Source organism: Arthrobacter sp. G119Y2, from assembly GCF_038069765.1.
GTDB lineage: Bacteria > Actinomycetota > Actinomycetes > Actinomycetales > Micrococcaceae > Arthrobacter_B.
On the sequence record NZ_JBBPFS010000005.1, the window covers coordinates 16238 to 41469 of the forward strand.

At 61.0% G+C, this 25232-nt stretch carries 13 protein-coding genes; 12 read left to right on the forward strand and 1 reads right to left on the reverse strand.

Annotation, left to right across the window (positions count from 1 at the left end; genetic code table 11):
* The first annotated feature begins 29 nt into the window (after positions 1-29).
* From WKB88_RS11865 to WKB88_RS11920, 12 genes are all read left to right on the forward strand, one after another.
* Positions 30-1232 (forward strand): glycosyltransferase family 4 protein, encoded by a 1203-nt coding sequence (locus tag WKB88_RS11865; protein ID WP_341394770.1) that lies wholly within the window; start codon positions 30-32, stop codon positions 1230-1232.
* Positions 1229-2974 (forward strand): glycosyltransferase family 4 protein, encoded by a 1746-nt coding sequence (locus WKB88_RS11870; RefSeq protein WP_341394771.1) that lies wholly within the window; start codon positions 1229-1231, stop codon positions 2972-2974. Before WKB88_RS11865 ends, WKB88_RS11870 begins: the two co-directional genes overlap by 4 nt.
* Entirely contained in the window at positions 2974-3861 is an 888-nt protein-coding gene (locus tag WKB88_RS11875; protein ID WP_341394772.1) for an ABC transporter permease, read from the forward strand. Before WKB88_RS11870 ends, WKB88_RS11875 begins: the two co-directional genes overlap by 1 nt.
* Positions 3848-4747 (forward strand): ABC transporter ATP-binding protein, encoded by a 900-nt coding sequence (locus tag WKB88_RS11880; RefSeq protein ID WP_341394773.1) that lies wholly within the window; start codon positions 3848-3850, stop codon positions 4745-4747. The genes WKB88_RS11875 and WKB88_RS11880 overlap by 14 nt, the downstream gene beginning before the upstream one ends.
* Entirely contained in the window at positions 4748-6655 is a 1908-nt protein-coding gene (locus WKB88_RS11885; protein ID WP_341394774.1) for a glycosyltransferase family protein, read from the forward strand.
* Positions 6636-7928 carry a UDP-N-acetyl-D-mannosamine dehydrogenase gene (gene wecC, locus WKB88_RS11890; protein WP_341394775.1) on the forward strand — a complete coding sequence of 431 codons (1293 nt, stop codon included), beginning with the start codon at positions 6636-6638 and terminating at the stop codon, positions 7926-7928. The genes WKB88_RS11885 and wecC overlap by 20 nt, the downstream gene beginning before the upstream one ends.
* A complete protein-coding gene (locus WKB88_RS11895; RefSeq protein ID WP_341394776.1) occupies positions 7925-11080 on the forward strand; it encodes a bifunctional glycosyltransferase/CDP-glycerol:glycerophosphate glycerophosphotransferase in 3156 nt (1051 codons plus the stop codon). The genes wecC and WKB88_RS11895 overlap by 4 nt, the downstream gene beginning before the upstream one ends.
* Entirely contained in the window at positions 11073-13826 is a 2754-nt protein-coding gene (locus tag WKB88_RS11900) for a bifunctional glycosyltransferase/CDP-glycerol:glycerophosphate glycerophosphotransferase (RefSeq protein WP_341394777.1), read from the forward strand. The genes WKB88_RS11895 and WKB88_RS11900 overlap by 8 nt, the downstream gene beginning before the upstream one ends.
* A 62-nt stretch (positions 13827-13888) precedes the next feature.
* A complete protein-coding gene (locus tag WKB88_RS11905) occupies positions 13889-16786 on the forward strand; it encodes a CDP-glycerol glycerophosphotransferase family protein (protein WP_341394778.1) in 2898 nt (965 codons plus the stop codon).
* Positions 16787-17095: 309 nt separating this feature from the next.
* The gene (locus WKB88_RS11910) at positions 17096-17806 is read left to right on the forward strand and encodes a phosphocholine cytidylyltransferase family protein (RefSeq protein WP_341394779.1); all 711 of its coding nucleotides are present in this window, start codon (positions 17096-17098) and stop codon (positions 17804-17806) included.
* Positions 17807-17868: 62 nt separating this feature from the next.
* Positions 17869-21672 (forward strand): CDP-glycerol glycerophosphotransferase family protein, encoded by a 3804-nt coding sequence (locus WKB88_RS11915; protein WP_341394780.1) that lies wholly within the window; start codon positions 17869-17871, stop codon positions 21670-21672.
* 232 nt (positions 21673-21904) lie between these two features.
* Positions 21905-23410, forward strand: a complete 1506-nt coding sequence (locus WKB88_RS11920) for a glycosyltransferase (protein ID WP_341394781.1) — start codon at positions 21905-21907, stop codon at positions 23408-23410.
* Between the two features lie 360 nt (positions 23411-23770).
* Here the strand turns inward: WKB88_RS11920 and WKB88_RS11925 are convergent, their stop codons facing one another.
* Positions 23771-24856, reverse strand: coding sequence for an XcbB/CpsF family capsular polysaccharide biosynthesis protein (locus WKB88_RS11925; protein ID WP_341394782.1), 1086 nt, complete (start codon positions 24854-24856; stop codon positions 23771-23773).
* Between the last annotated feature and the right edge of the window lie 376 nt (positions 24857-25232).

Sequence of the window (25232 nt, forward strand, 5' to 3'; positions counted from 1 at the left end):
GCCTGCCGCGCCATACCGGGGGGAAGTTCTTGCGAGTTCTGTTGCTCACCCACTCCTACTCGCCGGAGCACAGCCCCCCGCAGCGTCGGTGGACCCAAATCATCCGCTCCTTCCGGCAGCAGGGCTGGGACGTCGACGTCGTCGCACCCGTAGCGCACGCGCCCCACGGCCGGCGCACCCTTCCCAAAGCTGAAGCAGGCCGCGCCTTCCGCCGCGACACCGGCGTCTTCGGCGAACGCATTCGGCGCGTCCCCTACCTCTGGCACCGCACCACCCGGCTGGGACGCCTGGCCGACCATCTGATATCAGCGGCCTGCAGCGTCCCGGCGGCGCTGCTGGGGCCCAGGCCCGACGCCGTCATCGTCACCGTCCCCAGCCTCCCGATCCTCGGCGCGGGATATGCGGCTGCGCGCCTGCTGCGTAAACCCCTGGTGGTTGACATGCGCGACGCGTGGCCCGACATCGCCCGGGATGCACGGCTGGTTCCGGGCAGTGCCAAAGGACTCGCCGAGCGCATCATCATCGCCATCCAGGACCGGGCGGATCTGGTGGTCACTGTCACCTACGGCTTCGCACAAACGCTGCGGGACCGGGGACTGGGCAACGTCGCCACCATCAGCAACGGAGTGGACGTGTCCACCCGCGAACTGCTGATGCCCCCTCCCGCCGAGTCCGAGTTCCTGAACGTGCTGTACCTCGGCAACCACGGCGAGAGCCAGCGCCTGGACATCGTCATCCGTGCTGCCGCCCTGGCCAAAGACTGCGTGCGGCTGAGCCTGGTGGGGCACGGCGTCCAGCGCCGCGAACTGAAGGCCCTCGCCCTGGCGCTTGACGCGCCGGTGGTTTTCCACGACCCCGCCGTGGGTGCCGAGGTGATGGAGCACTACCGGAAGGCCGACACCTGCGTGGTGTCGCTGCGTGATGACTGGAAGTCCTTCGAGACCACCATTCCGTCCAAGACCTACGAGGTCCTCGCCGTGGGCCGGCACGTCACCGGGATTGTCCTGGGGGAAGCCCGCAAAATCATTGAAGAAGCGGGGGCCGGCGACGTCGTGCCGGCCCACCCGGAAAAGGTTGCCGACCTCTGGCGGGAACTGGCCGCTGACCGCACCCGGCTGCTGACCGGAACCGCCGGCCGGGACTGGGTGCATGACAACGCCAACGTGGACGCCCTGGCTGACACCTACGCCGAGCTGCTGACCACGCTGGTGGACGGTGTTTCCACTCCGTGAACCGTCTGCCCACACTCCTGCGCAACCTCTCCCTGGCTGGCGGCACCGCCGTCGAACACCTCGGCGACGACCCCGTGGTGCTGGCACTGCAAATCTCCCGCCGCCTGCCCCCGCGTATCCTCCGCCCGCTCCTGAAGGCAGCTGCCCGCATCCCCGGCCAGGGAACCCCTGCCTCGCTGGTGGCCCTGCTCAGCGGAAACAAACACCGGCTGGAAGCCAACCTGCGCAGCTGTGCGCAGGGCAGCGCCTCTGACGGCCGGCGGCTGTGGATGGCGGACCTGGCCACGGCCGCGGGGCTGCCGGAAGCGGCGGCCGAACTGCTGGACGGCGTCCGCCCGGAAACCGCAGGCCGGCGGGGAACAGCAGCCCGCCTGCACTGGTACAACGGCGACATGGCGGGAGCGGTTGATGCCCTGGACGGCGGATCTGCCCGGGAATCCGCGCAACAGCGCCGGCTAGCAGCCGAAGCACGGGTCTTTGACGGCTGGCAGCCCGCACTGGCACCGGTGCCGGAGTACCGGCCCCAACCGCGGACCGTGCTCCATGTGCTCACAAACTCGCTGCCGCACACGCAGAGCGGATACGCGCAGCGCACCCACTCCATCCTCAAGGCCCAGCTCGAGCTCGGCTGGGACGTCCACGCCGTCACCCGCCTGGGCTATCCGGTGCAGGTGGGGAAACTCGCCGCCCGGGACACCGACGTGATCGACGGCGTTGCCTACCACCGGCTTCTGCCGGCCAAGATGCCGTTCGGCATGGACCGCCGGCTGCAGCGCCAGGCAGAAGACATGCTGGCGCTGGCCCTCACCCTCCGGCCGGCCGTGCTGCACACCACCACCCACTTCACCAACGGCCTGGTCACCGCCGCCGTGGCCGAAGCGCTGGGCATTCCCTGGGTGTATGAGGTCCGCGGACAGCTCGCCGACACCTGGGCTTCCACCCGGTCCGACGCCGCCCGCAGCAGCCGGCGCTACCTCGATTTCAAGGCCTGCGAAGCACGCGTCATGAAGCGCGCCTCCCTGGTTCCCACCCTGGGCACGGTCATGGCAGAAGAAATCGAGGCGGCCGGAGTGGACCCCGCCAAGCTGGTCCTCCTGCCCAACGCGGTGGGGGAGTACTACCTCAACGAACCCCTGGCACCGTCCGCGGCGCGGCGGGAACTGGGGCTGCCGGAGACGGGCCAGATTATTGGAACCGTGAGCAGTCTGGTTGACTATGAGGGCTTGGATGACCTGCTGCGGGCCTTTGCACTGCTCGCGCCGAAGCATCCACGGTTGACCTGCCTCATCGCCGGCGACGGCTCGTCCGCACCCGGGCTGAAGGCCCTTGCAGCCGAGCTGGGAATAGACCGCAGGGTCTTGTTTCCGGGCCGCGTATCCCGCGAGAGCGCACATTTGTATCATCAGGCACTCGATGTATTCGTTGTGCCCCGGAAGGATCTGAACGTGACACGAGCGGTAACCCCGCTGAAACCCGTGGAGGCCATGGCCTGCTGCACCCCCGTGGTCGCCAGCAGCCTGCCGGCGCTCCGGGAATTGGTGAACGACGGCGGCAACGGTGCCCTGGTACCGGCAGAGGACCCGGACGCCCTGGCGGCGTCGCTGGACCGCCTGCTCGGGGACCCGGACCTGCTGGAGCGGCTGGGCCGGAACGGACGCCGCTTTGTCCTGGACACCCGGACCTGGCAGGCAAATGCCCGGCTCTGCCTGGAGAAATACGACTCCCTGACGGTGGCTGCCTGATGGCCGGAACCAAGACGGGACCCGGAACCGACGTCCAGGTGAAGCCCGTGTCGGTGGACGTCCGCGGACTGCAGCGCGTCGGCGCGCGGCCCGGCTTTGTGGACTACGCCATCCAGGTCTGGAACTACCGCGAGTTTGTGTTCTATGACGCCAAGTCACGCGTCCAGAGCGGAAACCGCCGGGACCGGCTGGGCAGCATCTGGCTCATCCTGAACCCGGTGCTGAACGGACTGACCTACTTCCTGATCTTCGGATTGCTGCTGGGAACCGGCGGAGGCATCGAGAACTTCATCGGTTACCTGGTGATCGGGATTTTCCTGTTCCAGTACAGCTCCCGCGCCATCACCAACGGCGCACGCTCGATCCAGCAAAACCGGGCCGTGATTCAGGCCTTCAGCTTTCCCCGGGCCACCCTGCCCATTGCCGTGAACCTGCGCGAGCTGCTCGCGAACATCCCGGTGTTCATCGTGATGGTGCTGATTGTCCTGGTGATTCCACCCACCGAGGAAATCACCTGGCTGGGACTGCTGATCATTCCGGCACTGCTGCTGCAGAGCATCTTCAACCTGGGCGTGGGCCTGATCCTGGCCCGGGTCATTTCCAAGGTGAATGACGTGGTCCACCTCCTGAGCTTCGCGCTCCGGGCCTGGATGTATGCCTCGGCCGTGTTCTACTCCTACGAGAAGTTCATTGACCAGCCGCTGCTGCTGGAAATCATCCAGTTGAATCCGCTGTTCAACGTCCTGGACATTGTCCGCGACGTCCTGCTGTACAGCACGGTGCCCGACTGGCAGTCCTGGGCGATCCTGAGCTGCTGGTCCCTCGGGGCCCTGGCGATCGGAGCCGTCTACTTCTGGCGGGCGGAGGAAACCTATGGACGCGGCTAAGGACCTGGAATACCTCCGGGAAGACCCCTGCATCGTCATTGACGATGTCAGCATGCGCTACCGCGTGCCCTCCAGCGAGGCACCGGCCGGTGACGACACCGCCGGCAAACCGGCGCGGCTCCTGCGCCGGGTCATGGCCAAGCCCAACCTGGTGACCGTCAACGCGCTGAACCCCATGTCGCTGGTGGCGGTGCGGGGTGAATCCATCGGCATCGTGGGCCGCAACGGTTCGGGCAAGAGCACCCTCATGAAGCTGATCAGCGGACAGGTCAAGCCAACCACCGGCGCCGTCTACGCGGTCAGCACCCCCGTCATGCTCGGCGTCAACGCCGCGCTGGTCCCGGAACTGCCGGGTGACCACAACGTGGTGCTGGGCTGCCTGGCCATGGGGATGACCCGGGCGGAGATCGCCGGGAAGTTTGACGAGATCGTGGAACTCTCCGGCCTGGAAAAGGCCATTCACCTGCCCATGAGGTCCTACTCCTCGGGCATGGCATCGCGGCTGCGGTTTGCCATCGCCGCCAGCATCGACCCCGAAATCCTCCTCATCGACGAGGCGCTCAACACGGGAGACGCCCAGTTCGCCGACCGCAGCAAGAAGCGCATGGACGAACTGCGCGCCAAGGCCGGCTGCGTTTTCCTGGTCAGCCACAGCCTCGACACCATTCTTGAGATGTGCACCCGCGTGGTGTGGATGGACAAGGGCGACCTGCTCATGGACGGCGACCCGAAAACCGTGGTCAAGGCCTACAAGGACTTCACCCGCGAGCTCTCCAAAGGCAACAACATCACGGCTGCGAGAAAGCGTGCCGAGGCCATGGACTCCCTCACGGTCACCCGGGTGCTGGAGCGCTCCACCGGACGCCGCAGCACGAGGGCCCAATAGATGGGAATGCTCGCAGACGTCCGCACCGGTCTCTGGCACCTGCGTGCCGGCGGCCCCGCCCAGGTCCGGGACTGGAAACTCCGGAGCCGCGCCGAACGCGGATTCGCCGACCCGGCCAACGCGCGCGGCGTCGAGGCCGGCTGGATCGGCCGCGGCTCCAACCGCAGGCTGTCCATCCCGGCAGCTGTCCTGCCGGCCCCGGAGGCCCGCCGGAAGGACCTCACGGTGGGCGTCATCCTGGATGAGTTCTCCGCCATGGCCTTTGCGCACGAGTGGAACACCGTTGCCCTCGATCCCGTCTCCTGGCAGCGCCAGATGAGCGAGGAGGCAGTGGAGCTGGTCTTCATCGAATCCGCCTGGGCAGGCAACAGCCGGCTCTGGCGCGGAAAGCTCGGCGGCCCCGCCGGTCCGGCACCCGAGCTGGTCAGGCTCCTGGAGTGGAGCCGCGGGCAGGGCATCCCCACGGTTTTTTGGAACAAGGAAGATCCGCCCCATTACGAGGATTTCCTGCCGACGGCGGCGCTCTTTGACTACGTCTTTACCTCCGACGTGCGCAGGGTGCCGTTTTACCGCCGGGATCTCGGCCATGACAACGTAGGCGTTCTGCCCTTCGCGGCGCAGCCTGCCATCCACAATCCGGTCCGTCCGCGCCACGGGCGCCACTCGCGCGACATTGCGTTTGCCGGCATGTACTTTGCGCACAAGTATCCGGAGCGCCGGGAGCAGATGGACCTGCTGCTGGGCGGAGCCATGGATGCCTCGGCGAAACTCCCCACCGGGCTGGAAATCTTCTCCCGGAAGCTGGGCGGCGATCCGAACTACCAGTTCCCGGCACCGCTGGACTCGCGCGTCGTCGGCTCCCTGAGCTATCCGCAGATGCTCTCCGCCTACAAGGCGTACAAAGTGTTCCTGAACGTCAATTCCGTGGTGGACTCGCCGAGCATGTGTGCCCGGCGGATCTTCGAAATCAGCGCCGCGGGCACCCCCGTGATCAGCACCCCCAGCGTTGCCGTGGAAGAGTTCTTTGCGCCCTCCGAGGTTCCGGTGGCCCGCACCCGGGAGGAAGCGGCGGCACTGAGCCGCGGACTGGCCGGCAACCCGGAGTACAACGACCGCACCGTCCACCTGGCCCAGCGCCGTATTTGGGACGAACACACCTATGCCCACCGGGCTGAAACCGTCCTGGCCGCGGCTCTTCCGGACCGCGCCCGTCCCCTTCGCCGGCCCACCGTCTCCGCCCTGGTGCCGACCATCCGGCCGCACCAGCTGGAGAACGTGTTTGCCACCCTTGCCCGGCAGCAGGGCGTCGACGTCGAACTGATCCTGCTGACCCACGGTTTTACGCTGGAACCGGAGGCGCTGGAGCAGCTGCAGGCCAAGCACGGGCTGGACAAGGTGCAGCTGCTGACCGCCGGCAGCGACGTTTCCCTGGGGGAGTGCCTAAACAGGTGCGCAGCCGCAGCCACCGGCGAGGTGGTGGCAAAAATGGACGACGACGACCACTACGGCCCGCACTACCTCAGCGACCAGCTGCACGCCCTGCACTACTCCGGTGCGGACATCGTGGGCAAGCAGGCGCACTACATGCACCTGCGCAGTTCCAACGCCACGGTGCTGCGCTTTGGCCACCGGGAACACCGGTACACCGACTTCGTCATGGGGCCCACCATCGTGGCCCGCCGGAGCCTGGTGCTGGACCTGCCCTTCCCTGAACTGGGGCTTGGCGAGGACACCGGCTTCCTGCGGCAGGCAAGCGCCGCCGGCAAACGCATTTACTCGGCAGACCGTTTCAACTATTTTCAGGTCCGGGAATCAACCGGACATACCTGGCAGGTCGACGACGCCACCCTGGTGGCCTCCGGCGACGTGAAATTTTATGGGGGACCACGTGAACACACAGACATATAGCGCCGGAGAGGCAGCCACGGAGATCTCCACGGTCGCCGTCGTCGGCCTCGGCTACATCGGGCTCCCCACCGCCGCCATCCTGGCCGGGAAGGGCCTGAAGGTAGTGGGCGTTGACGTCAACCCCTCCACCGTGGAAGCCGTCAACGAAGGCCGGGTGCCGTTTGTCGAGCCGGATCTCGCCGTGCACGTGGCCGGGGCAGTCAGCCAGGGCTTCCTCCAAGCCCAGGACGAGATGCCGGAGGCCGATGCCTACATCGTGGCGGTGCCTACTCCGTTCCAGGAGGACAAAACCGCTGACCTGATCTACGTGGAGCAGGCAGCGCGGAACATTGCCGCCCGGATCCGTCCCGGCAACCTGGTGATCCTGGAGTCCACCTCGCCTCCCGGCACCACGCGCCGGATGGCCGATGTCATCCTGGAACTGCGCCCCGATCTGGCTGCCGACGCCAACGGAGGCAAGGAAGCCGTACTGTTTGCGCACTGCCCGGAGCGGGTGCTGCCCGGACGGATCATGATCGAGCTGGTCACCAATGACCGCATCATCGGCGGGCTGACCCCCGAAGCGGCAAGCACCGCCGCCGGGCTGTACAGCACCTTCTGCCAGGGCAGCATCCACCTCACGGATGCGGCGACGGCGGAGATGGCCAAACTGGTGGAGAACGCGTACCGGGACGTGAACATCGCGTTCGCCAATGAGCTCTCGGTCATCAGCGACAACCTCGGCATTGACGTGTGGAACCTGATCGAGCTGGCCAACCACCATCCGCGGGTGAACATCCTGCAGCCCGGTCCCGGCGTGGGCGGGCACTGCATTGCCGTGGACCCCTGGTTCATTGTGTCCGCGGACCCGGAGAACTCCCGCCTGATCCGCACCGCCCGCGAGGTCAACGACGCCAAGCCCGGACACGTTGTCGCCGAGGTGAAGTCGGCTGTGGACGGCATCGACGCCCCGGTCATTGCCACCCTGGGGCTGGCATTCAAGGCCAACATTGATGACACCCGGGAATCTCCCGCGGTGGAAATTGTCCGCCGGCTGGCCGTGGAAAACCCGGACGCCCGGATTGTGGTGGGGCGCTCCTTCCTGGGAACTACGCTGCCGGACGAGCTGAGCCCGCTGCCCAACGTGGAGACCATGGTGATCGATGACGCCGTAGCCACCGCCGACGCCGTCGTCCTGCTCGTGGACCATGACTCGTTCCGGGAGATCCGTCCCGAGCAGCTGGCCGGGAAGGCCGTCATTGACACGAGGGGATTCTGGCGCGCCACAGCATGAACAGGATTGCCAAGAGGCTCTCGTCAGCCGGCGCTGACCTGCATCCGGCGCTGAAGGCGCGCGTCCGCCGGACGGTGCGCCGCGGACGTCCGCCTGCCACCGGGCTGCTGAGCGTGGTGGTCCCCATGTACAACGTGGCACCGTATCTCGAGCGCTGTTTGACCAGCCTGGTGAACCAGACCTATGCCAATCTGGAAATCCTTGTCGTGGATGACGGCTCCACAGATGAGTCAGCCGCGATCGCCGCCGGTTACGCCCGCTATGACCGGCGGATCCGTCTCCTCCAACTGCCGCACGGCGGCAACGGGCGGGCGCGGAACACCGCGATCGCTGCCGCCCGCGGGGAGTACCTCACCTTTGCCGACGCCGACGACGTCGTCCCCGCCGAGGCGTACGCGCTGATGATGGCGACACTGGCCCGGACGGAATCCGATTTCTGCGTGGGCTCGTACGGCAGGATCCGCGGCAGCAAGAGAACTCCGGTCCGTTTGGCGGAGGGCATCCACGCCCGGGAGCGGCTGCGCATCACCGCGGCGGACCATCCGGCCGTTATTGACGACGTGTTCCTCTGGAACAAGGTCTTCCGCCGGGATTTCTGGGACCGGCAGGTGGGCGCCATGCCCGAGGGCATCCGCTACGAGGACCAGGAAACCACCGCACGGGCGTACCTGCGGGCGGCGTCCTTCGATGTCCTGTCCGAGGTGGTCTACTGGTGGCGGATCCGGGAAGACGGCTCCTCCATTACGCAGGCAAAATATCTGCTCCAGGATCTGAAGGACCGGCTGTCCGTGGCCCGCGATGTCACCGCGCTGTTCGAGGCGGAGGGGCCGTCCTCGGTTACGGCCCACTGGTACCGGCGGCTGCTGGGAGCCGACCTGATTTCGTACATCGAACAGGTCCCCGATGTGCCCGAGGATTTCTGGCAGCTGCTCCGCGACGGCGTCGGCAGCATTTACGCCGCGGGACAGCATCATCTCCGGGACGTCGATCCGCAGGCGCGGGTGCTGCTGCAACTGACCGCAGAGGGACGGCGGGAGGACATCCGGCGTGCCGTGGTGGACCGGATCAACAACGGCACCGCGAGCCCCCTCGTCTTTGACAGCGGCCGCATCTTCGCCGAGCCACCCCTGCTGCAGGTGCTTTCCGCCCCCGTGGAGCGCGGCCTTTTGGAGATACGCCCCGAACACCTTGAATTGGTGGCCGCGCTCAAACCGCCGGTGACGGGGAACAGCCCGGCAGCAGAGAACGACGGCGGTGCCACCGTGCGCGGGTATGCCTACCTGCGCAACGTCGACCTGCGCCGCACCGCCGTGCAGCTTTCCGCAGGTGTTGCCGGACCTGACGGTTTTGACCCTCTCGAGCTGCAGCGCAGGACGGACCCGGAGCTCGATCTGATTTCCGGGGACCGCAACTGCAGCTACGCGGATGCCGCCTTTAGTCTGCGGCTGGAAACGCCGCTGCCGGCCGAGATAACCCTTCGCGCCGAGGTGGACGGACATCTCGTTGAGCGGACGGTCCCGGTACCCGCGCCCCTGCACGTGCAGGCCAAGGCGCAGCCGGCCCGGATCAGCGGTCCGCACGTCACCGCTTTTGCCGCTGATCCTGACGCCAACAACCCTGACGCCGACGTCCTGGAACTGGTGCTGGCCAATGCCCCGGCCGCGGCCGCTTATGCGCTGGTGACGTCCCGGTTCCGGCTTCCTGCCGCCCGCGTTATCCCGCTGCCCGACGGCGGACTGAGGCTGCGGTTCCCGCTGGCCGCCGCACGTTGGGGGAGGGAGCTGCCGGCACCGCCGTCGGGGTCCTACACCCTGCGCTGGAACTCTGGAGGGCAAGCGGCCGGCCCGCAGGATCCGGCTGTGCGGGTTTCCGCAGAAGCTGCCCGGGACTTCCCGTCAGTACTGCTGCCGGCAGCACGCGTGCGCGGGCTGCGGACAGCCGCCGGAGCCATGGCTGTCAGCATTTCCGCTCCTTTGGCCGGGGATGAGACCGGCACCTTCCACCAGTACCGGCTGCGGCGCGAAGTGTTCGGTGCCTCAGCGGCTCCGGAGCTGGCCCCCGGCATCTTCTTTGAGAGCTTCGGCGGGAAAAGCTGCACGGACAGTCCCCGGGCTATCTCGGATTACCTTGCCGCCGCCGGTTTTGATGAACCCCTCTACTGGTCCGTGGCGGACCGTTCCGTGTCCGTGCCCGAGTATGCGGTGCCGCTGCTGCAGGGATCGGAGGAGTGGTACCGGAAACTTGCGTCCACCCGGCGGCTGGTCAACAACAACAACTTCCCCTGGCACTTCCGCAAGTCACCGGGCCAGTTCTACCTGCAGACCTGGCATGGAACGCCGCTGAAGAAAATCGGACTGGACGTGCCGCAGCGGGTGCTCTCGCTGTCCTACCGGGATCTGATGGCCCGGGAAGCGCAGTGGTGGGACCTGCTTCTGGCGCAGAATGACTTCGCGGCAAGCGTCCTGCCGGCTGCCCTCGGCTACACCGGGGAGGTGCTCACGGCGGGTTATCCCCGCAACGATGCCCTGCAGATACCGGCGTCCCGGGACCGGGTGCGCGGTCTGCTCGGGATTCCGGCGGAGCAGAACGTGGTGCTGTACGCGCCGACATGGCGGGACAGTGCGCGGGACGGGGCCGGCCGCTCGGACTGGGTCGGTTTCCTTGACGTTGAAGAGGCCGCCCGGCAGCTGGGGCCGGGGTGGACGTTCCTGATCCGGGGCCACCACAACGTTGCCGGCCAGCGGCGCATCGAGGACCATCCGGCGGCCATCGACGTGACGGACTATCCGGAGATGAGTGATCTGTACCTGGCGGCTGACGCCCTGGTCACGGATTATTCTTCGGCGATGTTCGACTACGCCGTCCTGAACCGGCCGATGTTCTTCCTGGCCCCGGACCTGGCGGAGTATGAGCGCTCGCGGGGGTTGTATCCGGAACCCGCGGAGTTCCTGCGCCGGGCACCCCTGGTTTCGAGTACTGCGGAGCTTGCCGGAGCCCTGGCGCGGGGGCTTAACGCTCCCGACCCCGCTGCCGCCGCCATTGCTGACCGGTTTGCTTCTGCGGATCACGGCACATCTGCGGCGGCTGCGGCCGCTGCGCTGCTGGCTGTTCCTGCCCAATTTGAGAACGTGACTGGAGAACAACGTGGCTAAGGGCCAATTTTCACTCGTAGTAGCGCTGTACAACGTGGCGGAGTACGTTCCGGCGTTTCTCAAGTCCCTGGAGGTCCAGACCTACCCGGTGGATGACCTGGACATCGTGGTGATCAACGACGGTTCCACTGATGAATCGGCCGCCCTGGTAGCGCAGTGGGCACAAGGGCGAGCCAACGTCAGGTTGGTCAATAAGACCAACGGAGGGCCCGGCTCGGCACGAAACGCCGGGCTGGACCTGGTCAGCAATACGTGGGTTACGTTCTGCGACCCTGATGACGCATTCCATCCGCAGTATTTCCAGCGCATCGCGGAGTTCATCTCCCGGGACACCCGGCAGTCGGCACAGATGCTCACCGGACGCCTGGTCCAGTTCAACGACGGATCAATGAAGACGTCGCAGGGCCACCTGCTGAACCGGAAGTTCCGTCTGGGGGATCTGCTGGTGGACCTGGACCAATACCCTGAATACATCCATATGCACGGACCAACCACCTTCCTGCGCCGGGAGGTGCTGGAGACTCACAGCCTGCGCTTTGACGAGCGGATCCGGCCCAAGTTCGAGGACGCGCACTTGATCGGCCGCTATCTGGCGGCTGTGCCCCGCCCCGTCGTCGGGCTGGTGGCATCAGCCAGCTACTACTACCGCCGGCAGCGCCAAGGCGGTGCATCGCTGGTTCAGGGCACGTGGGGCGATCCCCGTGCCTACAGTGATCTGCCTGAACACGGCTGGCTGGGGATGCTCGATGCCGTGCGCCGCAGCAGGGGGAGCGTTCCGCAGTGGGCGCAGTACATGGTGCTGTATGACCTGGTGTGGTTCTACATCGATGACAAGCGGATGCACAGCGACACCGGGTCGGCTACACCGGACCAGCGGGCCACCATGCACCTCCTGCTCGAACGAATTGTTGCACTGATCGACCTGGAAACGATTGGCACCTTCAGCGTCGTCAGCCAGGGCTGGCTCTTCCACAACATTCTGCTGACCTACTACAAGGGAATCCGCGACGCCGATCCGGTGATCATGGAAGGGGTTACGGACCCCGCACAGCAGGTCACGACGTACCACTACCTCTATCAGGACAGCCTGCCGCAGGAAGAGATTGTGGTGGACGGAGCCCCGGTGCTTCCGGTGGCAGCAAAGGTGGTGGAACACCGGGTGCTGGGCCGCGTGCTGATCCGTGAACGGATCCTCGTGCTTCCGGCGGGCGCCGAGACCAGGGTGCTGATCAACGGTCAGGCTGCGGCCATCACCACGGACCGCGGAGTCCCTCTGCAGGCCGGCCGAAGGCCCGAGCCTTCTCCCTACCTGCAGCTGGCGGCGGCGCGCACGGCACCTCGTCGCACCCTCGCCGGTCCTGCCGGCAAGGCAACCCGTAAGCTGGCGCGGGTCCGGGCGGGCTTCACCGTCCGCCGCGTGCTGACCGGGCACTCGCGTTCCCGATCAGCGGCAGAGGCAGCGAAACGCATCCTCCGCCGCCAACTCAAAGCCGCAGCGGCACGACGGCGTGCATCAGCAGACCGGGCTCTTATCGCACAGGCGCACAGCGATTCGGTCCGAGCCCGGTATAAGGCCGCCTGGCTGCTCATGGACCGGATCGATCGCGCGGATGACAACGCCGAGCACGTGTACCGGTACCTGATGAAAAACCGTCCCGACATCAATGCGTTTTTCGTGATCGAGCAGGACTGCCCGGACTGGGACAGGCTGCAGGCAGACGGATTCCGTCTGGTTGCCTACGGCTCGGACGAGTCAGTGCTCCTGGCACTGAACGCCGCCTACAAGCTCTCCTCACACGCGAACTGGAATATCGAGTACCCGGTCAGCCGCAAGCGCTTCGGCGACGGCGAGGCCAAGTTCGTTTACCTCCAGCACGGCGTCATCAAGGACGACATGTCCCGCTGGATCAACGGCAAGAACATCTCGGTGATGGTGACGACCACCAGGGGTGAGCATGAGTCGATCGCCGGGGACAACAGCGTGTACCGGCTTTCGGAGCATCAGGCCAAGCTGGTCGGCCTGCCCCGCTACGACGCCCTGCGCTCCGCCGCCCTCGCGGCTCCGGTAGAGCAACGCCGCAACGTACTGATAGCGCCAACATGGCGCCAATACGTCAAGAAGGTCATCGAGGTTTGCGCCTCGCCTGCCGAGGCCGCCCGGGCCTTCGAAGCGACCGAGTTCGGTGCAACATGGTTGGCCTTGGTACGTTCCCCGGAGCTGAAGGAACTGAGCGTCAACCAGGAACTCGGCGTGGTGTTCATGCCCCATCCGGAGTTTGAGTTCGTGGTGCCGTATCTGGATCTGCCGGAGCATGTGAAGCCCGCGCGATACCGGGACGTTAGTGTGCAGGCCGAACTGCTGAAGGCACACACCCTGATCACGGACCATTCGTCCATCGCCTTCGACGCCGCCTATGCAGGCAGCAACCTGGTTTACCTGCAGTTTGACGGCGATGAGATTTTCCAGGGAAAGCATGTCTACCGCAAGGGTTACTTTGACTACACCCGGGACGGGTTCGGCCCGGTGACGCTGGACGTGGCCGGAACTTTAAAGGAACTGGACCGCATCGTCCGCGGCGGGCTCACCCGCGAGGACATGTACCAGCAGCGGGTGAAGGAAACCTTCCCGTTCTGGGATTCGCGGTCCTGCGAGCGGATAACCGTGGCCACGGAGAATCTGGCTCGCCCCTGGAACAAGCAGCATTCCCTCGGGGAGCTGCCGAACGACAGCGACGGCGCCCAGTGAAGTCCGGCGGATGGCTCAAACGTGGGGTAAAGGGTCTTCGGCAACGGATTGCTGCAGAATCCGTGACCGCGGTAGATCGAACGGCCGAGGTGTGGACAGCACCCGAGGTGGAATCCGTGCCCCTTCCGGCTTCCGATTCCGCTGCGGTGCGCCGGTGGCTGGATGATGTTTTCGTTGCCGCCGCCGTCATGCGCTCCGAAGCACCGACCGCCGAGGCGCAGCAGTGGTACGGCCGGCGCCTGGCCGATCTGCTGTCCCACGTCGAATACATCCAGCACAGTGACCAGGACCGCTTCGACGTGCTGCGGAACGGTGTGTCAGCAATGCTGGCGGCGGCGGGGCCCGGGGTTCTGCAGACGATGGATGTCCACCAGCGGGTCCTGCTTTCCCTTACCCGTGACGGGCGGCGCGGTGACGTTCTTCTGGTCCTGACGGAGCTTCAGGACGAGGGCCGCAGCTACCTGACGGCCCCAACACCGGACTTGACCGCGGCGGGAGCGTTGACTGCGGTGCCCGGATACCTGCCGTTGCTCTCCGAGCCCGTGGAGCCCTCGCTCCTGAACCTGTCCGCCGTTGACCTGCCGGTGACTGCCCGGTTGACCCGCTTTGTCTGGGCTGCGGACGGCCTCCTCACTATCGGAGGCTGGGCGTATCTTCCCGGCGTCGACCCGGCTGACTGCGTCCTGGAGGTCGGACTCCGGCCGCAGGGATCAAGCGTTGTCACGGCGCTCGCAGTACGCAGGGAGCAGGACCAGCGCGTGGACGCCGTGGCTGCTGACCGATGCAGGTCATACTCCGGAGCAGCTTTTACGGCATCGGTGGATCCCCGAACCCTGCAGGGCCTGCAGCCCGGCGGGGCCAAGGAATGGGCTGTGCAGGTGACGTTGCGGGTGGGGGCGTTTTCGGCGTCGGACCTGATCCGAACGCGGGACACGGACCTTGTTCCACGGCGCCTGCCCGTGGCAGGGACGGCCAGTGACCGCACAAGGGTTATTGGCGTCATGGACGCTGCCGACGGACTGAGGCTGAAGGCCGTCCGTTATTCGTGCCTTGCTTCCTCCCTTAAGGTTGCCGGGCAAACGGTCCGGGTAGGCTTTGGCGAGTCCGGCGGCGTCGTACCGGACGCGCTCTATCTGGACAGCCCCGGCGGTCCGCGGTTGGAGTTCCGCCGGGAAACCGGCGGAACGAGATTCACCATTGATACGGCCTCGGCGGCCGGCGAACTCCCCGCCGGTGCCAGGGAGAAGCGCTGGACGGTTCAGGCTCTTCTCCCCAACGGCAGGGTTGAGCCGGCAGGATGGGCCGGTTCCGGAACTGATCTTGCCGCGGCATCAGAGCAGACGGCCGCGCTCCGCGCCGAGTGCACCGGCTACGGTTATCTTCAGCTCTCACTCCGTGCGCAGCGTCTGTCCGTGAGCCGGGCGGAGCTGATCGATGAGGCCGGCCTGCTTGTTCTGGAAGGGCGCCTGGGCTGGATTCCGGGAAGGCCGGATCCGGAGGTTCCGGAGCTCCTGCTGACAACCGCCCGCAATGAGGTCCGGTCATCGTCGTCGCGCTGGCTGGATGAGACGGGCCGCTTCCGAACCGAGTTTTCCCTGGTACAGAACAAATGGGGCCACGGTGAGTCCGCGCTGGAGACCGGGCATTACCGGATTCTCCGCGCCTGGACCGATGCAACCGGAGAGGTCCGGACAGCTCGGGTTCAGGCGCTGGGCCGGCTGCTCGGAGAACTGCCCGCCCGGATGCCGCACAAGCTGATGGGCCTGGAACTGGTGGGGGAGGGGAATGAACAGGATCTGGTCCTGCGGGTTTCCGCTCCCGGAACGGCGGACCAACGATCCGCGCGCGGCCGCCAGCTGGCCATCGCCGGGTATACCGCGTCGGAAGCCCCGGTGGACCCGGAAACGGTTCTGTTTGAGACGTTCGACGGAAAATCCTGCTCAGACAGCGGCCGGGCAATCAGCGATGCGCTCGGAGACCGGCGGCCCGACCTGCATCGGTTTTGGGCCGTCGCGGACTACTCCGTTCAGGTGCCTCCGAACTGCACACCGGTCCTGCGGGAGAGTCCGGAGTGGTTCCGTCTGCTCGCCACCGCCGGCTATCTGGTCAACAACAACAATTTTCCGCACTATTTCCGCAAGCGGCCCGGGCAGTTTTACCTGCAGACCTGGCACGGCACCCCGCTCAAACGCATTGGCCTGGATACCCCCGTCTCCGGCAGCACTGCCTCCTACCGGGCCCTGATCCAGCGTGAAGCCGCAGCCTGGGACATGCTCCTGGCGCAGAACGAGTTTGCCGCCGAGACTTTGGCGGCGGCCTTTGGGTATCAGGGAGAGCCGGCAGTTTTCGGGTATCCGCGGAATGATGTCCTGACGACTGATGCTTCCAGCCGCAGGGCGGAAAGCCGCGGACGGCTTGGCATTGCCGCGGACCGGAAGGTGCTCCTGTACATGCCAACATGGCGTGACAACGGGGCCGGAGCGGATCCGTACCTGGATTTTGAAGCTGCTGCCGAGCAGCTGGGCCCGGAGTACGCGCTGCTTTACCGGGGCCACCACAAGATTGCGGGCCGGAGGAAGACCACCGGTCAGGACCTATACCTCGATGTGACGACGCATCCGGAGGTTAACGACCTATATCTGGCAGCGGACCTGCTGGTCACCGACTATTCGTCGGCCATGTTCGATTTCTCCGTGACCGGCAAACCGATCTACTTCCTGACCCCGGACCTGGCCCGCTACCGCGATTCCGAACGCGGTTTCTATTTCGATTTTGAGGCGCAGGCCCCGGGACCGCTGGCTTCGGATACCGATGGGTTGGCGGCATCAGTTCTGGCGGCGGAAGCGGAAAAGGAACCCTATGTCAGCCGCTACCGGGAATTCGTGTGCAGGTACGCGCCTCTGGAGGACGGTATCGCGGCACACCGGGTCGCTGGAGCCATATGGATGAAGCAGCATTAGAATCACCTTGGCTCTTCGCATGGGTGTGGCTTAAGTCCCTATGGTCTGCGCCGCCTTGTAGAGCAGGTAGTTCCAATGGCAGTCAATCCACCGCCACCGGGATGCTTTTGATACCTTGGAAGGCAAAGCCATGGGTACTTGAACTGGTTGAAGTTGAAGAAATTTATCCTGCATCCTGAACGGCGGTAGAGTGGCGGTCGGGGGGGATGCAACCTCAGATCGCAGGTCGGGGCGCTGTAGGTAGCAGCAGTTTGGCATGCGTTCCCGAATTACAAGAGTCTCACGACCCTATGCAAATAAGGAACGAAAATGACAGTGCAAGTAGTAATTTTGGCCGCGGGAATGGGAACCAGACTGGCCCGCCCTCATCCCAAGTCCCTGACTGAACTCGACGATGGCCGCACGATAATGACGCAACAGGTTCAGAACCTGAAGGCGGCCTTCGGGAAAAAACTCCGTCTGAGCATAGTCGTTGGTTTCAAACTCGAAATGATTATGGAGCACGTGCCGGATGCTTCTTACATTTATAACGAAGCGTACGATCAGACGAATACCTCTAAGAGCCTTCTCAAAGCTCTTCGGAATTCAACCAAGGGAGGCGTGCTTTGGATGAACGGAGATGTTGTATTTGACCCGGCAATGCTTGAGTATCTCCGTCCTATAATCAAGGCCGACCAGTCGTTCGTCGCAGTAGATACTTCTTCAGTGTCTGATGAAGAAGTGAAATATACAGTGGATGACCAAGGCAGTATTGACCAGCTGTCGAAGTCAGTGAAAAATGCGCTCGGAGAAGCAGTAGGAATCAACTTCGTTTCGTCCAAAGACAAGAAAAAGCTCATCAAACGTTTGGAGCAGGTCAAGGACCAAGACTATTTCGAGCGTGGCATGGAGAAGACCATCACGAAAGATTCTGTCAAGTATCTCCCGATTGATATCAGCGATTTTTATGCGGTCGAAGTCGACTTCGCTGACGACCTCATCCGCGCCAACGAACAGCTTACTGCCGTCCCAGTCGCGTAAACCTCAGCGATACCGGGTGGCCTAACTGTTGCCCGCGGAAACCACATAGTATTAGGAGTATCATGTTCGGTTGGCAGGCTGCGTATGCGCAGGCTCGGAACTTCGAGAAGAAAGATAACTGGCCCGCAGCCGCTAACGTCTACGAGAAGCTTCTGAAATATGGGCAAGCTGAGAACCCGAAGGTTCGGTTCCGACTAGGGCACGCGCTCTTTCGAATGGATATGCTCGACGACGCTGTACCGCATTTAGAGCGTGCCCTCGAACTTGCTCCGCAAAATGCGGCGTGGGAATATCGTCTGGCCTTCGTACATGAGCGTCGGAAAGACTATACACAGGCACTTGAACACTACGATGCCGCTCTGTTGATTGATCCTAACCAGCTTAAATGGGAGTCGCGCAGAGAAAAGTGTGCTGCAGCAATTAGCAGTCAGCAGTTGACCCTCGAACGGGCCTCCCACCGGCGAACCCTCCAGGACGTCAGCGCGAACAAGGGACCCGCATGGGCACGCTTAGATGCCCTTCAGGCAGGCTACGACTCCCACAGGAACGACAAGGGATGGTTGAAGGACCTCGCGGGCGCACTGTTCGGCATGAACAAATTCGAGGAAGCGGCCGAATGCTACGGCGAAGTGCTGGCTATTGATCCGTCTGACGCAGACTCTCATTTCATGATGGGCTGGGCATGGCAGAGCTGTGGTCGGTCCGTTATCGCGGAGAAGTGCTTCCTGCGTGCGGTTGAATTTGATAACCGTTATGACTCTAAGAGCATAGGCATCGGTGTCTTTTTCCAAAATAAGGGACAGTGGGGGCTGGCCGCGGAAGCGTACAAGCAGGCTTTGCAGCGGAACCCAGAAAGAGCCGAGCTCAACTTTAGGGTTGGTCTTGCGCTACAAAAGACATACTCCTGGCAGGAAGCAGAACGTTTCTTGGCTCGAGCAATATTCCTAAACCCCGATATCCCCATGTGGCACTATCGACGTGGGTTGTCCTTCGAGCGGGCTGGGGAGCTGCTGCTCGCTGCTGGTTGCTATGCCCATGCAGTAACCCTGTCGAAAGGTCACAGCCAGTATTGGTCCTACCGTCTTGGACAGGTACTGGCGGGTAGTGGCCGGTTCCCGGAAGCATGTGACGCGTATAGGAAGTTCTATCCGCCGAACCATCCCGAGTTCAGCTTGCCGGAACCATTTGCGGAGGGGCTAGAACCCGGCTATATGAAGGATCTGCTTGTCCAGTCGCTGGAGGATGCGCTGACGAGCCAGTCGGGACAACTATGTGAAGTTGCAGGCCGCCAAGCAGAGACCGCAGGTCTGTTCTCTCTTGCGGAACGGGCATATCGTGCAGCGATCGCCAGAACAGAGAGCCACGCACCGTATCTCTATTACCGCTTAGGGACCGTTCTTGCTGCCCAAGGGAAGTACGAAGAAGCTACAACGGTTTACTGTGACCTTCGAATCTTCAAGCGTGCTGTGGGTGTTGATATCACCCCCTATCTAAAAAACACGGCCACTCGTAAGTCAATGACCTATCTCGAGTATGCCGAAACGACGGCGATCGAGCCCATGACGATAGTGTATGAGAGTAGTCACGGTGCCTCAATTTCTTGTAATCCCCTCGCGATGTTCAGAAAAATTGTCAACGACCCCAGGTTTCAGGGATATACGCACGTCTGGGTACTGAACGACAAAACAAAAATTCCGCAGGAGCTTCGGCAAAATCGGGATATACTCTTCGTCGGCCGAGAAAGCGACTTGTATCTAAGATACATTGCGTCCGCAAAGTACCTAATAAATAACAACACGTTTCCCCCGTACTTCACACGCAGGGACGGCCAAGAGTATCTGAATACTTGGCACGGTACCCCGATAAAGACGCTGGGCCGCGACATCAAGAGTGGTGTTATGGACCACAAAAATGCCGCCCGCAACTTTCTCCAAGCGACGCACATAATATTTCCGAACAAATTTACGGCTGAATGTCTTGTAAACAAGTACGAAATCGATGCGTTATACCAAGGAAAGCTAGCGGTCACGGGATATCCGCGAATTGACAGTACAATAGCATCATCGGAAGATACTGTAAGTGCCCTTAAATCGAGACTTGGCATCGCTAAAGACAAGCGCGTAGTACTTTATGCACCGACTTGGCGAGGAACACTTGCGAACAAAAACCTGGATGAAGTCCGACTTGCTCGAGATCTAGAAGCCATGGGTGGAGGTGACTGGCACTTCCTCTACCGCGGCCACTCGGTCGACGAAAGCTCGGTTAGTGGCTCCGTCTTCGAGAAGTACAGCGTTTCCCCAGATATTGATACGAATGACTTATTAGCCCTCGTTGACGTGCTCGTGACTGATTATTCGAGCATCATGTTTGATTTCATGCCGACGCGGCGTCCAATAGTCTTCTACGCCTACGATTTAGATGAATACCAGTCAGAACGGGGACTGTATTTCGACCTAGAAGACATGGGTGGAGCTCTATGCCGTGATCTAGAGTCGACGCTGAATGCAATCGGTCAAGCCGCACAGGGCGACACTGGTCCTGAAGACGAGTCGAAGCACCGTGAGACGTTCCACGAAATGGAGAGCGGCCATTCTGCTGTGCGAGCCTTGGAGTTCTTCTTCTTTGGAGACAATGAGTTCTTACAGACACCCATAGCCAAGAAATTGCCGAATGTGCTGATGTACGCAGGGTCATTCATCCCGAACGGCGTCACGTCCTCCTACCTGAATCTTGCTAACGAGCTATCGCCGGCTGAATACAACCTTCACGTAGCGGTGGATCCCGTTGCTGTTTCGTCCGATGCAGGTCGGGCAGCTAAGTTTGCGGAAAACCCAGCCCACGTGCGTGCCATTGGTCGTGTGGGAATGCATCTTGTAACCCCAGACGAGCGATGGATCATCGACAAGTTCAATTCGCAGCATAATCTCGACAGTGAGGAAATGTGGTCTCATTATGAACTAGCGCACCGCAGAGAATTCCGTCGCATGTTTGGGACTGCCGAATTTGACTATATAGTTTGTTTTGAAGGATATGCGCGCTTCTGGGCATCCTTATTTGGGAATGCAGAAATCAAGCCAAGAGTCTCCTCTATTTTCCTTCACAGCGTGATGGAGAATGAATGGCTCAGCAGGTTCCCATACTTGGAAGGCCTATTCCGACTCTATGGTTACTACGACCAGCTCGTCTCGGTCAGTAAGAGCGCCTCCGAGGACAACGCGCGTGACCTGGCGCCCGATTTCGCTTTGCCGCATGAATCGTTCAAGTTTACGAACAACATCATAAATCCTGCGGAAACAATCCAGGGTGCGGAGAATGACCTGGATGAGGACATAGCCGCCTGGCTTCGGCCAAACGGCCGGTCATTCGTATCCGTGGGAAGGTTGTCCCCCGAGAAATGCCATCTTAAGCTTGTTGCCGCCTTCGCGAGAGTGGTTCGCGAGTTTGATGATGCCCGTCTCGTAATCGTCGGAGACGGTCCTATGAAGGCCCAAATAATCTCGCTGATAACTGATCTTGGTATAGACAATAACGTGTTTATGGCCGGGATGAGAATGAACCCGTACCCAATTATTGCGAACACTGATTGTTTCGTATTTGCTTCTGACTACGAGGGACAGGGTATAGCAATCCTCGAAGCCCTAATTTTGGGCAAGCCTGTTATCTCCACAGATGTTACCGGCCCACGAAGCGTGCTTGAGGATGGGTACGGCTTGCTAGTGGAAAACACCTCTGAGGGATTGGCTCAGGGAATGATTCGATATCTGGAAGAAAACTTGATATTCAATCAATTTGATCATGAGGTGTACCAGAAGGCAGGCATCGAATCATTCAAAACGCTAGTCCTGGATAATCCGAGGCCCGCCTAGAAGGTGCGTAGAGGCCTTATCTAGGGACCATAGATAGGAGCACGGACGCGAACTCCAACACCGAGGAGATACTTCAGCGGTATTGTGCAGCATATCGCCGTATCCACGAAGAGTAAGCGTTTATCGAATTATCTTCGGGGCCAAATGGTTCTTGAAACGTTTCGGTATTGTTGAGTAGTCCTTATGGGATTTTGAGCGGATAAGCTTTTACATATAAAGATAGGGATCTGGAATGGAACCGCTTTTCATCATGACGCACGGGCCAGTAAAGCCCAACCCAGTGGGCCTTGCGATGTCAGTGCTGCGTCGTTGCAAAGCCTTTTCGAAGCACGGCATCAAGCATACGTTGCTTGTCAACGATCACTATGTTGATTTCGAAGCGAGTGTCGCTGCCCTGCGCAAGAACGGCGATCTCGACCAGGGGACGTTTGTTCGCTACATGCATAATGATCTTGCAGGGGACTCGGGAGCGGATGATCGTTCAGACGTCGACGTCATGGCCTTGGGCGATGAATACACAGTAATCGATGATAATTCAAACCCCTCGATATCCCGTGTCTACACCCAAGGCAAGTACGTGATGTTTGCGTGGTCACAAAAGGGGCGGGTCGTCTTTATCGATAGCTTGGTAGATGGAACCAGAGTTAAACGCACGGCTTATGACTCAAAGGGCTACACACGCAAAGTTGAAAGAATTGGTCATGATAATAAGCCCGTCCAGACCGACTATTACGGCCGTGGAGGAAATTTATACCTGTCAAACTACACGGGATCGCGCGGTGATGGTTCTAAGGCGCTTCTGGAACTACATACACCTTCGGGATCAATATCTTTCGGTTCCACTGGTGAATTAATCGCTCACTGGCTGCAAGCATTTGTTCTTCCTGCAGATAAGCGTTCTAGTTTAATCAGCGAATACGGATTTTTTCGGCGCTCGTTGCAGGATCTTCAGAAGGTATTGCCAGGGCTTCGGGTTATCTATACGCTTCACAATAATCACCTCACGGGATCGAACAGATATGGTGCTCCGGTGAAGCGTGAGCTCCTAGATTTTTTTAATCATATTCATGAGTACGATGCTGTGGTCGTTCTGACTGACGATCAAAAGAATGACATCCTGAAACAGTTCTATCCCGTAAATAATATTACCGTGATTCCGCATCACACTGTAGAAGATCTGCCGGCGGATGCTGATCGTGATCCCTATCGTGTCGTACTCTTAGGGCGTTATGCTGAGCACAAAGGGCAGATTGACGCGATCCAAGCCTTTCGGCAGGTTGTTGATCATTTTCCACTGGCCCACCTTGAATTGTATGGACGCGGTCCCATGGAAGATGCTATGCGTACTGAAATCGAAGCCCAGGGGCTATCGGACAATGTTCGAATAATGGGTTTTTCAAACGGTTCCAGAGAGGTTTATTCCCGGGCCTCTATTGGTCTTTTCCCGACTCTTTATGAGGGGTTCGGGCTTTCTATTCAGGAATCCATGCAGTATGGCTGCGTCCCTATTGCCTACGATTCAAAATATGGAATACGAGCGTTAATCCGTGATGGCGTGGACGGGCTCGTCATCGACAGGAGCAACGTCAACGAGCTTGCGGCTTCGATCCTCTTACTGCTCCGAAACGATAAGCTGCGAGTTCAGTTAGCTTCTGAGTGCCCGAGTGTCTACGAGCGTTTCAGTGAGAAGTTCGTCGTGGATAAGTGGACAAACCTGCTACAAGATATCCATGCTTAATCTGTATAGGCCCACCTCTTTCGCGATCCGTGTAACTGGCTAGGAAGGGCCGCAGCGTCACAACTTTTTGCGTTCCTCTCGTATACTCTGGACGCTCTTGAGACGTCGTTACGGGATCCGGCAGCCTCACGTGGGGGGGGACGGGCAGCGCTTGGCATTTGGTGCCGGGGATTTACACACCCTTTGGCGGGGGTAACCGCACTAGGGCGGCGCATTCGAGTGAGGGATCATGCAGCTGCCGCTGGCGTCGAAGAACCAGCGGCGGCTGTTCTTGTTGGGGGAGGGTTTGCTGATCCAACACTCGCTTCTCCTCGCGAGATAAGTAGTGCCAAGAACATGGTCCAATGCTGGAACCAATACTCAGGTGCTGCTCCCTGGCCCTTCGCAAATAAACTCATGATTTCCGCCCTCAATGGGTAATCCATAGCACATCATGTTCATGTACATGGAGACTAGATTTAACGACTGTGGGCTAACATCCGGATGATCCTTTATCAATGGATGGCGGTAGTTGACTAGGCTTAGAGTGGATGAGGGGTTCGACCGGATGATTTTGTCTATGTAGGCAGCTTGAGGGGATTGGTCTGAGTAAATAACCACGATGCTGGTACTCGGCGTTGCTGAAGTTGACGCGCCGCTGGTATTTGTCCTGTCTAGCAGTTTCGTGAACACTGCTTCTTTGCTATCGGTAAATACGCCGTCCGCAGTGAAATGAGAATCTTCATATGCGGTTTCGTAATACTGATCATTGACGATCGGCTCTACGCAAACACCCTTATAGCCGCTCGCCAAAGCGTGGAAGAGTGCTCCGGTGGCGCCCTTGGATGCGCCGTACGTTATGACTGCGTCTTTATCAAGGCTCAAATCCATACGCACAGATTCGATCAGCGACGCAATGCGCTCAGTGTTTTTCGGTGCGAATTGCGTGTTCAAGTAGAAGGAGCCGACGATTCCACCAATATCTGCAATTCTCAATATGGCGGTGTCATGCGGAAGATACTTATACAGAGACTTGTAGTTCTGGTTGAAGTAGCGTGACAGACCGTTACCGAATATATCACTACTAATTGAAGAGAAAACAACGACCAAATTCCGTGCTGGCCCTCCTGCAATAGGAGCCTCGAGGTTATATATCAAACCTTCCTCGGACTTTTTGTAGGTGCCATCCTTCACCAGATGCCAAAGCGATGGTATGTATTCTTCATGAACGAAGCGGGCGACGCCGTCGACAACTCGATAGACATAATAACCAGCTTTCGCCAACACCACTGCTCTTTCTCGAACTGCGGTGTTCAGGTAGGCGGTCTTGATAAACGAATTACTGCCCATCACACCTTTAGAATCCGTCAGATGGATAAAGGCGTAGTTGTTATTGACAATATCATCTATTAGGCGATCCACAGGTTCCGTTAGTGATCGCGTAAGTGTTCCGTTATGCGTTGTCATGCTGGCACCTCTGCAGTGTGGAGAACCGGGTCCAAATAAAGAGGCGCAGAGTTAGATGCGGTCCCGCGCCCTGCCTCTATCATGAGTACCTGTCTGGTTGGGATAGAAATGGTAAGTTCTCCTAGGTTTTATTTGTAAACGATAGCCGGACAGTTGTAGAACGCGCGAACGCCTATGTTTTTAGCTATGGTTTATGGCGTCACATATCACTCCTGAGCGCATATGAGCACTCATGATGATAGCTATTGAGTATCGGACTCTCGGTATTGTTTTACGGCAGGATGCGAAGTCAAGTTGTTTCTCAGCGAAAAGTTCCCGCTTACACTTTTACTTCGGTGCTTAGTCCTGGTTGGCATCTGCCCTGTTGAGTCGGCTG

Excerpts from the sequence above, each read along its gene's own strand:
- WKB88_RS11875 (WP_341394772.1), top strand. The coding sequence starts at position 2,974 with ATGGCCGGAACCAAGACGGGACCCGGAACCGACGTCCAGGTGAAGCCC.
- WKB88_RS11880 (WP_341394773.1), top strand. The coding sequence starts at position 3,848 with ATGGACGCGGCTAAGGACCTGGAATACCTCCGGGAAGACCCCTGCATC.
- WKB88_RS11885 (WP_341394774.1), top strand. The coding sequence starts at position 4,748 with ATGGGAATGCTCGCAGACGTCCGCACCGGTCTCTGGCACCTGCGTGCC.
- WKB88_RS11895 (WP_341394776.1), top strand. The coding sequence starts at position 7,925 with ATGAACAGGATTGCCAAGAGGCTCTCGTCAGCCGGCGCTGACCTGCAT.
- WKB88_RS11910 (WP_341394779.1), top strand. The coding sequence starts at position 17,096 with ATGACAGTGCAAGTAGTAATTTTGGCCGCGGGAATGGGAACCAGACTG.
- WKB88_RS11915 (WP_341394780.1), top strand. The coding sequence starts at position 17,869 with ATGTTCGGTTGGCAGGCTGCGTATGCGCAGGCTCGGAACTTCGAGAAG.
- WKB88_RS11920 (WP_341394781.1), top strand. The coding sequence starts at position 21,905 with ATGGAACCGCTTTTCATCATGACGCACGGGCCAGTAAAGCCCAACCCA.
- WKB88_RS11925 (WP_341394782.1), bottom strand. The coding sequence starts at position 24,856 with ATGACAACGCATAACGGAACACTTACGCGATCACTAACGGAACCTGTG.